12 protein-coding genes are annotated in these 13,781 nt (G+C 68.9%); all 12 read left to right on the plus strand.

Annotation, left to right across the window (positions count from 1 at the left end; all coding sequences use genetic code 11):
• The first annotated feature begins 9 nt into the window (after nt 1–9).
• Nucleotides 10–1,575 carry a YdiU family protein gene (locus tag C1927_RS09245; RefSeq protein ID WP_108746507.1) on the plus strand — a complete coding sequence of 522 codons (1,566 nt, stop codon included), beginning with the start codon at nt 10–12 and terminating at the stop codon, nt 1,573–1,575.
• A gap of 793 nt (nt 1,576–2,368) precedes the next feature.
• Entirely contained in the window at nt 2,369–3,880 is a 1,512-nt protein-coding gene (locus C1927_RS09250) for a NosD domain-containing protein (protein WP_079221584.1), read from the plus strand.
• A gap of 22 nt (nt 3,881–3,902) precedes the next feature.
• Nucleotides 3,903–5,204, plus strand: coding sequence for a carbohydrate porin (locus tag C1927_RS09255; protein WP_079221585.1), 1,302 nt, complete (start codon nt 3,903–3,905; stop codon nt 5,202–5,204).
• Nucleotides 5,205–5,239: 35 nt separating this feature from the next.
• Entirely contained in the window at nt 5,240–6,091 is an 852-nt protein-coding gene (aroD, locus tag C1927_RS09260; protein WP_237772035.1) for a type I 3-dehydroquinate dehydratase, read from the plus strand.
• Nucleotides 6,092–6,144: 53 nt separating this feature from the next.
• Complete coding sequence (locus C1927_RS09265; RefSeq protein WP_079221587.1) at nt 6,145–7,464, plus strand: MFS transporter; 1,320 nt, start codon at nt 6,145–6,147, stop codon at nt 7,462–7,464.
• Between the two features lie 171 nt (nt 7,465–7,635).
• Complete coding sequence (locus tag C1927_RS09270; protein WP_079221588.1) at nt 7,636–8,316, plus strand: 3-oxoacid CoA-transferase subunit A; 681 nt, start codon at nt 7,636–7,638, stop codon at nt 8,314–8,316.
• On the plus strand, nt 8,313–8,960 hold the full coding sequence (locus C1927_RS09275; protein WP_079221589.1) for a 3-oxoacid CoA-transferase subunit B: 648 nt from the start codon (nt 8,313–8,315) through the stop codon (nt 8,958–8,960). The genes C1927_RS09270 and C1927_RS09275 overlap by 4 nt, the downstream gene beginning before the upstream one ends.
• A gap of 7 nt (nt 8,961–8,967) precedes the next feature.
• Nucleotides 8,968–10,176, plus strand: a complete 1,209-nt coding sequence (gene pcaF, locus C1927_RS09280; protein ID WP_108747809.1) for a 3-oxoadipyl-CoA thiolase — start codon at nt 8,968–8,970, stop codon at nt 10,174–10,176.
• 69 nt (nt 10,177–10,245) lie between these two features.
• Entirely contained in the window at nt 10,246–10,956 is a 711-nt protein-coding gene (gene pcaH / locus C1927_RS09285; RefSeq protein ID WP_079221590.1) for a protocatechuate 3,4-dioxygenase subunit beta, read from the plus strand.
• 4 nt (nt 10,957–10,960) lie between these two features.
• Nucleotides 10,961–11,524, plus strand: a complete 564-nt coding sequence (gene pcaG, locus C1927_RS09290) for a protocatechuate 3,4-dioxygenase subunit alpha (protein ID WP_079221591.1) — start codon at nt 10,961–10,963, stop codon at nt 11,522–11,524.
• 90 nt (nt 11,525–11,614) lie between these two features.
• On the plus strand, nt 11,615–12,958 hold the full coding sequence (locus C1927_RS09295; protein ID WP_108746509.1) for a 3-carboxy-cis,cis-muconate cycloisomerase: 1,344 nt from the start codon (nt 11,615–11,617) through the stop codon (nt 12,956–12,958).
• A 23-nt stretch (nt 12,959–12,981) separates the two neighbouring features.
• Nucleotides 12,982–13,767, plus strand: coding sequence for a 3-oxoadipate enol-lactonase (gene pcaD / locus C1927_RS09300; protein WP_079221593.1), 786 nt, complete (start codon nt 12,982–12,984; stop codon nt 13,765–13,767).
• The last annotated feature ends 14 nt before the right edge of the window (nt 13,768–13,781 follow it).

Below are 13,781 nucleotides of genomic sequence, written 5' to 3' on the forward strand. Positions count from 1 at the left end.
CCTGCAGGGATGGATACCAGCGCCCCCCGTTTCGACAACCGCCTGCTGAGCGCCCTGCCGGGCGACCCCGAGAGCGGCCCGCGCCGCCGCGAAGTGCGCGGCGCCGCATGGTCATCGGTGATGCCGACCCCCGTGGCCGCCCCCACGTTGCTGGCCTGGTCGCCGGACGTGGCCGCGCTGCTGGGCCTGGAAGCGGCAGACGTGGAAGGCGAGGACTTCGCCCAGGTATTTGGCGGCAACGCGCTGTACGCAGGCATGCAGCCATGGGCAGCCAACTACGGTGGCCACCAGTTCGGCCATTGGGCGGGCCAGCTGGGCGATGGCCGGGCGATTTCGCTGGGTGAACTGGTGGCGGCCGATGGCCGGCACTGGGAGCTGCAGCTGAAGGGCGCCGGGCCGACCCCGTACTCGCGCGGCGCCGATGGCCGTGCCGTGCTGCGCTCGTCCATCCGCGAGTTCCTGTGCAGCGAAGCGATGCATCACCTGGGCGTGCCGACCACGCGCGCCTTGTCGCTGGTCGGCACGGGCGAAGACGTGGTGCGCGACATGTTCTACGACGGCCACCCGCGCGCCGAGCCGGGCGCCATCGTCTGCCGTGTCGCGCCGTCGTTCATCCGCTTCGGCACCTTCGAACTGCCGGCATCCCGCGGCGAGACCGCGCTGCTGAAGCAGCTGGCCGAGGCCTGCATCGCCCGCGACTTCCCCGAGCTGCAGGGCGAGGGCGAGGCGTTGTACGGCGACTGGTTCGCGCAGATCGCCGTGCGCACCGCCGAGCTGATGGCGCACTGGATGCGGGTCGGTTTCGTGCACGGAGTGATGAACACCGACAACCTGTCCGTGCTGGGCCTGACCATCGACTACGGCCCGTACGGCTGGGTGGAGGATTACGCCCCGGACTGGACGCCCAACACCACCGACGCCCAGGGCCGCCGCTACCGCTTCGGCACCCAGCCACAGGTGGCGTACTGGAACCTCAACCGGCTTGCGCAGGCACTGTCGCCGCTGTTCGCCGACGTGCAGCCGCTGCAGGCCGGTCTGGCCGCGTTCCAGTCCACCTTCGTCGCCTGCACGCGGCGCGATGCCGCCGCCAAGCTGGGGCTGGCCGCCGCCGATGACGAAGACCTGCAGCTCTACCTGCGCTGGCAGCAGTTGCTGCAGGACGGCGGCATGGACATGACGTTGGCCTGGCGCGCGTTGATGCGCGTGGACGCGGAGGCACCGGATGCGGGTGTGCTCGAAGCGGTGTACTACGACGAAGCACGCCGGCAGGCGGTGCAGGCGCCGCTGCAGCAGTGGTTGCAGGACTACGCCGCGCGGCTGCGTGTCGATCCGCTGGCGGCCGATGCGCGCCTGGCGAAGATGGCGGCGGCCAATCCGCTGTACGTGCTGCGCAACTGGTTGGCGCAGGAAGCGATCGACCGGGCGGAGCAGGGCGACCTGGGGGGCGTACACGCGCTGCAGGATGTGCTGCGTGACCCGTACACGGAACGCCCGGGGCTGGAGCACTATGCCGGGAAGCGGCCGGCGTGGGCGGATGACCGCGCAGGCTGCTCGATGCTGTCCTGCAGTTCGTAGGGGGTTTCTTCTGCAGGGCTTGCAGCCCTGCACCTGCCGAAGCAACAGCAAAAGCGTGCTATCCGTGGGATGGCGGGGTGGGTCCGGTTGAGGGGGACGCCGTAAACCCATCCATGGGGGCTTGGTCGCGGCATCCATGCCGCTCACACCCCCTCAACCGGACCCACCCCGCCTTCGACAGTTTTCTGCGGTCTGTTGGAACCTGCTGCTGTTGGTGCCAGCTGCTGTTGGTGGGTGCCGACCGTTGGTCGGCACGGGGTCGGATATCCCGGCATTACGAGTAGATCCACGCCATGCGTGGATGAATTCATTCGATATCTGACAGATGTGCCGACCAACGGTCGGCACCCACCAACAGCCGCGTGAACCTGTCAGAGGCGGGGCGGTGTGGGTGGGCAGGACCGTTGGCGCCATGGATGGCGCCATCGAGCCCCCATGGACGGGTTTACGGCGTGTCCTGCCCACCCACACCGTCCCGCCCAGCCAGCAGAAAGCCAGAGCCGCTCTGGCCTTTGACGTTGACGTTGCCCTGGCTCGAAGCAGGTGCAGGGCGGCAGCCCTGCCAACACCCCCACCTACAACGATGGTATTACCTATTCAGTGCGATATTCGCACGCGCAGTCGATTACCGCACTTGAATGGTGCAGTGCGATAAACCTAATTTCACTCCCACAGTTTCACAGCAGTCCAAGCGATCCACCCCTGGCGGGGCGAGGGCAGCAGCCGGTCCGGTGCTGAAGCCAGGTGCAGGGGAAGACCGCCGGATTTCCCTTCATCTGTGCGGAGTGATCGCATGCGCCGTCGTCTGTCCGTTGTTTCCCTGTCCCTGCTTGCCGTGCTCCCGTCGCTGGCGCTGGCTTACCAGGCCGAACCGCCGCGCGAAGACCTGCAGGTCCTGCGCGTGGACCGCTACGCCGACGACGCCAATGCCGGCTCGCTGCGCTGGGCCATCACCACCGCCAACGCCGCACCGGGCCGCTATCGCATCGAGATCGACGCCGTCGGCACCGCACCCTACGTGATCAAGCCGGCCGCGCCGCTGCCGGAAATCAAGGGTCCGGTGCAGATCATCGGCACGCCGTGGGCGCGCGATGGCCAGTACGTCGCCATTGATGGTTCGGCCTACGTCACCGGCACCGGTACCGATGCCTGCCCGGGCGCCGAGCCGGGCCAGTCCGGCACCAACGTGCGCACCACCACGCTGCCGGGCCTGGTCCTGCGCGATACCCAGGGCGTGGAACTGGCCGGCCTGGAGATCCGCAACTTCTGCATCGGCGTGCTGGTCAACCGCGCCAGCCACAACGAGATCCATGACAACCGCATCGTCGCCAACAAGGGCGGCGCCGGCATCATGCTCACCGGCGACGACGGCAAGGGCCAGTCCACCGCCACCACCACCGTGCACAACCGCATCGTGCGCAATGCGTTCCTCGACAACGGCGACGGCCTGGAGCTGACCCGCGGCGCGGCCTGGAACCTGGTGGCCGACAACCTGTTCCAGTCCACCCGGGCCAACCCGGAACCTTCGCAGGGCATCGAGATCCTGTGGGGCAACGACAACAGCGTGGTCCACAACCGCTTCGTCGATTACTCCGATGGCCTGCAGATCAACTGGGGCAACCGCAACTACATCGCGGCCAACACCTTCACCGGCAATTCGCTGGGCCTGAGCATCACCGGCAGCGGCAACGTGGTCGATGGCAACACCATCACCGGCAATGGCATCGGCATCGGCGTGCGCCCGCAGCCGATCAGTGCGCCGAACCGCTTCACCGCCAACCGCATCTTCGGCAACGGCCTGCCGATCGAGCGCTGCGAAGCCGGCGGCGCCTGCGTGAAGGGCCAGCCGCGCGGCGCCATCGTGTTCGGCGTGCCCGGCCTGGAACACGCCAGCTTCGTCGGCTCGCGTGGCCGTGGCGTCGACAACGATCCGTCCAAGCGCGCACGCATCTGCACCGCTGCCGGCCAGGCCGATTGCCAGCCGCAGCCGAACCTGGGCCAGGCAGCGCCGCAGCTGACCGCCGTGCAGGGCAAGGGCGCGCAGCGCCAGCTGACCGGCCGTTTCCAGGGCGTGCCCGACAGCCGCTACCAGGTGGAAGTGTTCGGCAACCGCGCAGCCAGCGGCAGCGAGGCCGAGCTGGTGCTGGGCAGCGTCGAGGCCCGCACCGATGCGCAGGGGCAGGGCAGCTTCACCTTCGCGCTCGGTGCCGGGGCAGATGCTGCCGCTGCCGGCAGCCTGACCGCCACCGTCACCTCGGCGCAGGGCGCCACCTCCCCCCTGAGCGCGCCGCTGTCGCTGCGCTGATCACCTCCACGAGACCGCGACCATGAATCCTGCGAAATCCCCTTCACTGGGCCTGTCCCTGGGCATCCTCGCCACTGCGCTGCTGCCGGCCCTGGCCAGCGCGCAGTCCAGCAACCGCTACGACGGCAAGACCCTCACCGGCGACTGGGGCGGTACCCGCACCGACCTGTACGAGCGCGGCATCGCGTTCCGCGGTGACTACGTGGGCGAAGCGATGGGCGTGGTGGACGGTGGCTACGGTGAAACCGGTGCGCGCTACGCGCAGCAGGTGCGCGTGGGCATGGACCTGGACATGGGCAAGCTGGCCGGCTGGGACGGCGGTGCGTTCCACTTCACCCTCAACGACCGTCGCGGCCGCAGCACCTCGGTGGACTTCGTCGGCAACCGCTTCCCGATCCAGGAAGCGTACGGCGGGCAGTACACGCGGCTGACCGAACTGAGCTACGACCAGACCTTCAACGCGGGCCAGTCGTATTACAAGCTGGGCTACTACGCGATGGGCAACCAGTTCGGCCTGCACAGCCTGCTGACCCACTTCGTCAACGCGGCCTTCTGCGCGCACCCGCTGGCGATGTCCGGCAACAGCGGCTGGTACAACTACCCGATGGCACGCTGGGGCGGCGAGTTCGCGCAGCAGATCAGCCCGGCGGTGAACGTGCGCACCGGCTGGTTCCAGGTCAATCCGAACCTCGGCGGCAACATCGAGCGCAATGCGTTCCGTCCGTTCGTCTCGGGCACCACCGGTTCGCTGTTCCCGGTGGAAGTGACCTGGACCCCGGCCAAGGGCAGCCGCTACGCCGGCGTCTACAAGTTCGGCGGTTACTACGACACCTCGCGCGTGGGCAAGCGCGGCCTGGATACCTCGCCGACCACCGGCCGCCACGGCGCCTACGTGCTGGCCGAGCAGCGCCTGACCCAGGAGTCGGCCGACCCGAGCCGCGGCCTGACCGCGTTCGCGCAGTACATGGTGTCCGACACCGATACCGCGCAGATCAAGCGCTGGTATGCGCTGGGCGGCGTCTACCAGGGCATCGGCTCGCGCGCGCAGGACAGCATCGCGCTGGGCTACGTGGGCGCCGACATCAACGACCGCCTGGTCGATGCGCGCCGGGCCACGCTGATGGCCGGGGGCGTGCCCACCGATTCGCCGCTGTACAACCTCAGCCAGGCCGAGGAGCTGTTCGAACTGTCCTACAGCTTCCAGGTGAACCCGTGGCTGATGATCCGCCCGGACGTGCAGTACATCATCAACCCCGGCACCTTCAATTACAGCGGTACCGACAACGCCTGGGCCGTCGGTGTCCAGGCCAAGGTGACCTTCTGATGGCCGCGCGCTCCCTCCACGCTCTGGTGACTGCCATGAAATTCCCGTTCGCGTCCGTTGTCCTCGCCGGTGCGCTCAGCGCCTCCCCCCTGCTGGCCCTGGCCGCACCGCCGCCGGCGGTGCTGCAGGTCGGCCAGCTGCGCATCGGCGAGGGCAGCCCCCGCACCATCGTGCCGATCACCGGTGCCACGGCTGACGTTGCCCTCCAGCAGGCTGCCGCCATCGCTGCCAGCAAGGCCACCGACATCGCCGAGTGGCGCATCGACTACCTGGACATCGCCACCGATGGCAAGGCGCTGGTCGCGCTGGGGAAGCGCATCCAGGCGACGCTGGGCGGCAAGCCGGTCATCGTCACCTTCCGCACCAAGGCCGAAGGCGGCGCCAAGCCGATCAGCGATGCCGACTACGGCGCGCTCTACGCCACGCTGCTGCGTGGCGGCGTCGCCCAGTTGATCGACGTGGAGATGTTCCGCGACCCGAAGGTGGTGCAGGCGCTGGTGGCGCAGGCGCACAAGGCGGGGGTGAAGGTGGTGATGTCCAACCATGACTTCCACGCCACGCCGCCGCGCGAAGAGATCGTCGCGCGGCTGCTGAAGCAGCAGGAACTGGGCGCGGACGTGCTGAAGATCGCCGTGATGCCGCGCGATGCCGGTGATGTACTGGCCCTGCTCGATGCCACCTGGCAGGTGCGCCAGCAGAGCGACAAGCCGCTGCTGACGATGTCGATGGGCGGCACCGGCGTGGTGTCCCGGCTCGCGGGCGAAACCTTCGGCCAGGCCCTGACCTTCGGCATGATCGGCACCCCGTCGGCGCCAGGCCAGGTCGAGGTCGATCGCCTGCAGGACGTCCTGCAGGTCATCCATGCATCCAGCCAGGCCGGTCGCTGAGACCTTCCCCGCCGGACGTTCCATCGCATCACGCTGTTGCAGGAAACCGCACCATGAGCCACGCCTCCGCCGCCGCACCCTCGCTTGTCCTGGAACGGATGAGCCCCTTCCAGTGGACCGCCATCGCCATCTGCGTGCTGTTGAACATGCTCGATGGCTTCGATGTGATGGTCATGGCCTTCACCGCACCGCACGTATCGGCGGACTGGGAACTGTCGGGCAAGGTGCTGGGGCTGATGCTCAGTGCCGGCCTGGTCGGCATGGCGCTGGGTTCGTTCCTGCTGGCGCCATTGGCGGATCGCTGGGGCCGGCGGCCGATGATCGTCTGCTGCCTGCTGATCCTGACCAGCGGCATGGCGCTGTCGGCGCTGGCTGCCAACGCCTGGCAGCTGGGCGCGCTGCGCGTCTATACCGGCATCGGCATCGGCGGCATGCTGGCCGGTGTCGGCGTGATCACCGCCGAGTACGCCAACGCCAAGTGGCGCAGCACGGCGGTCGCGCTGCAGGCCACCGGTTATCCGATTGGCGCCACCGCTGGCGGCCTGCTGGCGGCGTGGATGCTGGAGCACTGGTCCTGGCACAGCGTGTTCCTGATCGGTGCGGGTGCCTCGCTGCTGTGCATTCCGCTGGTGCTGAAGTGCCTGCCGGAATCGCTGGATTTCCTGGTCGCGCGTCGCCCGGCCAACGCGCTGCCGCGGCTTAACGCACTGCTGTCGCGCATGCGCATGCCGGAACTGCAGGCACTGCCACCGGCGCCGGTGCGTGATGGCCAGCGCCAGGGCTATGCGGCGCTGTTCGTGGGCGACCTGCGCCGCGTCGCGCTGCTGATCGCGCTGGCCTTCTTCCTGCACATGTTCGCCTTCTACTTCGTGCTGAGCTGGACACCGAAACTGCTGGTCTCGGCCGGTGTCTCGGCGCAGCAGGGCATCACCGGTGGCGTGCTGCTGAACCTGGGCGGCATCGTCGGCGGCAGCCTGTTCGGCTGGCTGGCCTCGCGCTGGTCGCTGTCGAAGCTGACTGCCGGTGCGTTGCTGCTGGCGATGGTCTCGATGCTGGGCTTTGCCGCCTTCAATACGCAGCTGGGCGTGGCGTTCCCGTTGGCCTTCGTGATCGGCGCGGCGTTGTTCGCGGCGATGGCTGGCCTGTATGCGGCAGCGCCGGTGGTGTTCGCCGCCGAAGTGCGTACGACCGGCCTGGGCTGGGCCATCGGCATCGGCCGCGTCGGCGCGATCCTCTCGCCGCTCACCGTGGGTGTGCTGGTGGATGGCCACTGGCAACCCTCGGCGCTGTACGTGCTGTGCGCACTGCCGCTGCTGCTGGCGGCCTGGGCATGCCTGGGCCTGCGCGTCGGCGTGGGCCAGAACCGGCGTTGAACCGATGTCCGGAGCCCGTCACTCAATGTGCGATTATCGAATCAACTGGCCGAATATCGCATTGACCGGACGGGGCGCCGTGGCGACCATGTCCGGGTCGTGTTTTCCCTTCGCAGTGGCCCTGCAGCGTGGCGGCGGTGACCGCCGGCAGGCAGGGCAAGGAGCAATGCAGTGATCGACAAGACCGTGGCCAGCGTGGAAGCAGCGGTGGCCGATATCCATGATGGTGCCACCGTGATGATCGGCGGCTTTGGTACCGCCGGCATGCCTGACGAGCTGATCGACGCGCTCATCGCACAGGGCGCGCGCGAACTGACCATCATCAACAACAACGCCGGCAACGGCGATACCGGCCTGGCTGCGCTGATCAAGCACAAGCGCGTGCGCCGCATCGTCTGCTCGTTCCCGCGCCAGGCCGATTCGCAGCACTTCGATGCTGCTTACCGCGCTGGCGAGATCGAACTGGAGCTGGTGCCACAGGGCAACCTGGCCGCGCGCATCCACGCGGCCGGCTCCGGCCTGGGCGCGATCTTCACCCCGACCGGCTACGGCACCGAGCTGGCCCAGGGCAAGGAAACGCGCGAGATCGACGGCCGCCACTACGTGCTCGAATACCCGCTGCATGCCGACTTCGCGCTGATCAAGGCCGACCGCGGCGACCGCTGGGGCAACCTGGTGTATCGCAAAACCGCGCGCAACTTCGGCCCGCTGATGGCCATGGCCGCACGCTGCGCCATCGTGCAGGTGCGTGAGGTGGTGGCGCTGGGCGAACTGGACCCGGAGGCCGTGGTGACCCCGGGCATCTTCGTACAACGCGTAGTGCCGGTGGCCGCTGAAGGAGTGCAGGCATGAACAAGCTCAGCCGCGAACAGATGGCCGCGCGCGTGGCGCGCGACATTCCCGAAGGGGCTTACGTCAACCTGGGCATCGGCCTGCCGACCACGGTGGCCAACTTCCTGCCGGCCGACAAGGAGATCTTCCTGCAGTCGGAAAACGGCCTGCTGGGCATGGGCCCGGCGCCGGCCCCCGGCCAGGAAGATCCGGACCTGATCAACGCCGGCAAGCAGCCGGTCACGCTGCTGACCGGCGGCTGCTATTTCCACCATGCCGATTCGTTCGCGATGATGCGTGGCGGCCACCTCGACATCTGCGTGCTCGGTGCGTTCCAGGTGTCGGCACACGGCGACCTGGCCAACTGGAGCACGGGCGCTGCCGACGCGATCCCCGCCGTGGGCGGTGCGATGGATCTGGCCATCGGTGCCAAGCAGGTCTTCGTGATGATGGACCTGTTCACCAAGAAGGGCGAAAGCAAGCTGGTGGCCGAGTGCAGCTACCCACTTACCGGTCTGCGCTGCGTGTCGCGCGTGTATACCGATGTGGCGGTGTTCGACCTCGGCGCCGACGGTGCGACCGTGCTGGAAATGGTCGAGGGAATGGACATCGAACAACTGCGTGAACTGACCGGCCTGCCGCTGGCACTGGCCGAGGGAGCCTGAGATGAGCCTGCACGAGACCTACATCGTCGATGGCATCCGCACCCCGATCGGCCGCTACGGCGGCGCGCTGTCCGGCGTGCGCGCCGATGACCTCGGCGCGATCCCGCTGAAGGCACTGCTGGCGCGCCACCCGCAGCTGGACCCGGCGCGGGTCGAGGATGTCTACCTGGGCTGTGCCAACCAGGCCGGTGAGGACAACCGCAACGTCGCCCGCATGAGCCTGCTGCTGGCCGGCCTGCCGCTGACGGTGCCGGGCAGCACGATCAACCGCCTGTGTGGTTCGGGACTGGATGCGATCGGTACCGTGGCCCGCGGCATTGCGGCGGGCGAGCTGGGCCTGGCCATCGCCGGCGGCGTCGAATCGATGTCGCGCGCGCCGTTCGTGATGGGCAAGGCGACCTCGCCGTTCGCCCGCGACCAGCAGATCGAAGACACCACCATGGGCTGGCGCTTCATCAACCCGCGCCTGCGTGAACTGCACGGCGTGGAGGCGATGGGGCAGACCGCCGAGAACGTGGCCGAGCGCTACGGCATCAGCCGCGAGGACCAGGATGCGTTCGCCCTGCGCAGCCAGCAGCGCACGGCTGCTGCGCAGGCGCGTGGTTTCTTCGACGGCGAAATCGTCGCGGTGGACGTGCCGGGCCGCAAGCGCGGCGAGACCGTGACCGTCGACCGTGATGAACACCCGCGCGGCGATACCACCGCCGAGGCGCTGGCCAGGCTGAAGCCGCTGTTCCGCCAGCCGGGCACGGTCACCGCCGGCAATGCCTCGGGCATCAACGATGGCGCCGCCGCGCTGCTGCTCGCGTCGGGCGCGCAGGTGAAGGCGCTGGGCCTGGCCCCGCGCGCGCGCATTCTTGGCTTCGCCAGCGCCGGCGTTGAGCCGGCCATCATGGGCATGGGCCCGGTGCCGGCGAGCCAGAAGCTGATGGCACGGCTGGGCCTGTCGATCACCGATTTCGATGCCATCGAACTGAACGAAGCCTTCGCCTCGCAGGGCCTGGCCTGCATGCGCCAGCTCGGCCTGGCCGATGATGCCGCGCACGTGAACCCCAACGGCGGTGCCATCGCCCTGGGCCATCCCCTGGGCATGAGCGGTGCGCGGCTGGCGTTGACCCTGCTGCGCCAGCTGGAAGCCAACGGTGGCCGCCGTGGCCTGGCCACGATGTGCATCGGCGTGGGGCAGGGCGTGGCGCTGGCCATCGAGCGCGTGTAAGCCTTCCCCCGCATCCATGATCTGCAAGACAGCCGCGGCCTTCGGGCCGCTCGCCAACAGGAGTACGCCATGAGCGATCCCACCGAACTGCGCGGCTACCGCAAGCCGTACCCCGGCAGCCAGCCGCCGCGCATCCATCTGCCGTATGCCTCCACCGCGCTGCGTGGCCCGGGTACCGACCCGATCGCCATCCCGGTGACGCTCTCGGAAGTGACCGGCCCGAGCATCAACCGCATCACCCTGGGCGAGCATGCCGCCGACCTGACCGCCGGTTTCCCCGGCCAGCCGCAGGGCGAGCGCATCATCGTCAGCGGCCGCGTGCTGGACGAGAACGGCCGCCCGGTGCGCAACACCGTGGTCGAGGTCTGGCAGTGCAACGCCGCCGGCCGCTACCTGCACAAGGGCGACCAGCACGACGCACCGCTGGACCCCAACTTCAAGGGCACCGGCCAGGTGCTGACCGACAGCGAAGGCCGCTACCGGTTCACCACCATCAAGCCCGGCGCATACCCGTGGCGCAACCACTACAACGCCTGGCGCCCGGCACACATCCATTTCTCGCTGCATGGTGATGGCATCGGCCAGCGCCTGGTCACGCAGATGTATTTCCCCAACGACCCGCTGCTGGCGTTCGATCCCATCTACAACTGCGTGGATGACGCCAAGGCGCGCGAGCGCATGGTGTCCTCGTTCGACTGGGAAAACACCGCCAACGAATTCGCGCTCGGCTACCGCTTCGACATCGTGCTGCGCGGTCGCAAGATGACCGTCTGGGAGTAAGACCATGAGTTTCCAATCCACTCCGTGGCAGACCGTAGGCCCGTACTACCGCCTGGGCCTGGAACCGCTGTACCGCACCGAAATCGCCCCGGCCACCGCGCAGGGTGAACGCGTGGAGGTGCAGGGCCAGGTGTTCGATGGCAACGGCGTACCGGTATCCGATGCCGTGCTGGAAATCTGGCAGGCCGACGCGCAGGGCATCTACGCCCACGGCGAAGACCCGCGTCGCGGCGACCACGACCCGGCCTTCGACGGCTGGGGCCGCGTGCCTACCGACGACCAGGGCCGCTTCGCCTTCACCACCGTCAAGCCGGGTCGCGTGCCCGGCCTGCGTGGCGAGCCGCAGGCACCGCACCTGGTAGTGCTGGTGTTCATGCGCGGCCTGCTGCAGGCCACCCGTGGCCGCATCTATTTCAGTGACGAGGCCAGCAATGGCGAGGACGGCATCCTCGCGCTGGTGCCGGCCGAACGCCGCCACACCCTGGTCGCGCAGGCGCAGGGCAAGGGCCTGTACCACTGGGACGTGCGCATGCAGGGCCCGGATGAAACGGTGTTCTTCGCCTACTGACGCCGGCGCGCCCGCCGCGCCTTCCGGCCACTCCACGCCCGCGTGCAGCGCGCGCGGGTAAGCTGTGGCCACCCAGGATGGACTGCACCGATGAGCCACTCCCCAACGCTGCTGGGCGGTCTGTTCGGCGACCCCGCCGTCGACGCCGTGTTCAGTGATGAAGCACGCCTGCAGGCGATGCTGGATGTCGAACGCGCCCTGGCGCGCGCGCAGGTGCAGTGCGGGGTGATCCCCGCCGCTGTGCTGGCGCCGATTGAAGCGGCCTGCAGCGCCGACCTGTACGCCGTACCCGCGCTGTCGGCCGCTACGGCACTTGCCGGCAACCCGGCCATTCCGCTGGTCAAGGCGCTAACCGCGCAGGTCAAGGCGAACGATGCCGACGCCGCGCGCTGGGTGCACTGGGGCGCCACCAGCCAGGACATCATCGATACCGGCGCAGTGCTGCAGCTGCGCGCGGCGGTCAGCCACGTGCGGGCGCGCCTGCAGGTGCTGTGCACGGCGCTGGCGCGGCTGGCCGAGGCCGAGCGCGGCACCGGCCTGCCGGGGCGCACGCTGCTGCAGCAGGCGGTGCCGGTGACCTTCGGGTTGAAAGCGGCCGGTTGGCTGGATGCACTGCAGCGCAGCCAGCGGCGCCTTGATGCGCTGGCCGACGACACCCTGGTGCTGCAGTTCGGCGGTGCCGCCGGTACGCTGGCCTCGCTGCAGACGCGCGGGCTGGACGTGGCCGAAGCCCTCGCAGCCGGGCTGCAGTTGCCGCTGCCGGCGCTGCCCTGGCACACCGCGCGTGACCGCATCGCCGAGTTCGGCAGCGTGTTCGCGCTGCTGACCGGCAGCCTCGGCAAGATCGCCACCGACATCGTGCTGCTGATGCAGTCGGAAGTTGCTGAAGCCTTCGAGCCGGCGGGCGAGGGCAAGGGTGGTTCCTCGGCGATGCCGCACAAGCGCAACCCGGTTGGCTGCGTGGCGGCCATTGCCGCCGCAACGCGCGTGCCGGGCCTGCTGTCCACGTTGTTCAGCGCCCTGCCGCAGCCGCACGAGCGCGCGGCCGGGCAATGGCACGCCGAGTGGGACACCGTGCCGGAGATCGTGCGCCTGTGCGCCGGCAGCCTGGCCCAGGTGAGCGTGGTGGTGCAGGGTCTGCAGCTGGACCGCGGGCGCATGCGCCAGCACCTGGACAGCCATGGTGGCCTGCTCTATGCCGAGGCCGTAGCGGTCACCCTGGGCGAGCGCATCGGCAAGCCGGCCGCGCACGCGCTGGTGGAACACGCCGCCAAGCAGGCGCTGGCGCAGTCGCTGCATCTGCGCGAGGTGCTGGGGCAGACGCCGGAGGTCACCGCGCAGCTTTCCACCGCACAACTCGATGCCCTGTTCGCCGCCGACAGCTGGCGCGGCATGGCCGATACCTGGATCGACCGCGTGCTCGCGCGCGGCTGATCCCCACATTCGCTGGAGCACGCATGCCCTTCCTCGACCTTCCGCAGCATCGCCTGCATTACCAGACCGAGGGCCGCGCCGATGGGCCGTGGCTGACCTTCTGCAATTCGCTCGGTACCGACCTGGGCATGTGGCAGCCGCAGGTGGATGCGCTGGCCACGCAGTACCGCATCCTGCGCTATGACCGCCGCGGCCATGGCCAGTCCAGTGCGCCGCCGGGGCTGTACACCGTGGCCGAGCTGGGCGCCGACGTGCTGGCGCTGTGGGATCACCTTGGCATTGAACGCAGCCATTTCTGCGGGCTGTCGATCGGTGGCCTGACCGGGCAGTGGCTGGGCGTGCATGCGGGCAACCGCCTGCGCACGCTCACCGTGGCTGCCACCGCAGCCAAGATCGGTACGCTGGACGGCTGGCAGGCGCGCATCGCCCAGGTCCTGCACGATGGCCTGCTGCCGCTGGTGGACGGCACCCGCGAGCGCTGGTTCACCGCCGCCTTCGCACAGACCCATGCCAGCCAGGTGGAGGACATCCTGCAGCGCTTCCTCGCCACCAGCGTGGCCGGCTATGCAGGTTGCTGCAACGCCGTGGGCATGGCCGATTTCCGTGATGTGCTGGGCCGCATCGGTGTGCCGCTGCTGGCCATTGCCGGTGACGACGATCCGGTCTGCGTGCCGGCCGAGCTGCAGGCCATCGCCGATGGCGTGGCCGTTGGCCACTTTGCCACGGTTCCCGGGCGGCACATCTGCAATCTGGAATCGCCGCAGGCGTTCACGGCCGCACTGGTCGCGCATCTCTCCGCGCAGCACTGAATCACTCAACAGGG

Source organism: Stenotrophomonas sp. ZAC14D1_NAIMI4_1 (assembly GCF_003086775.1).
Taxonomy (GTDB): Bacteria; Pseudomonadota; Gammaproteobacteria; order Xanthomonadales; family Xanthomonadaceae; genus Stenotrophomonas.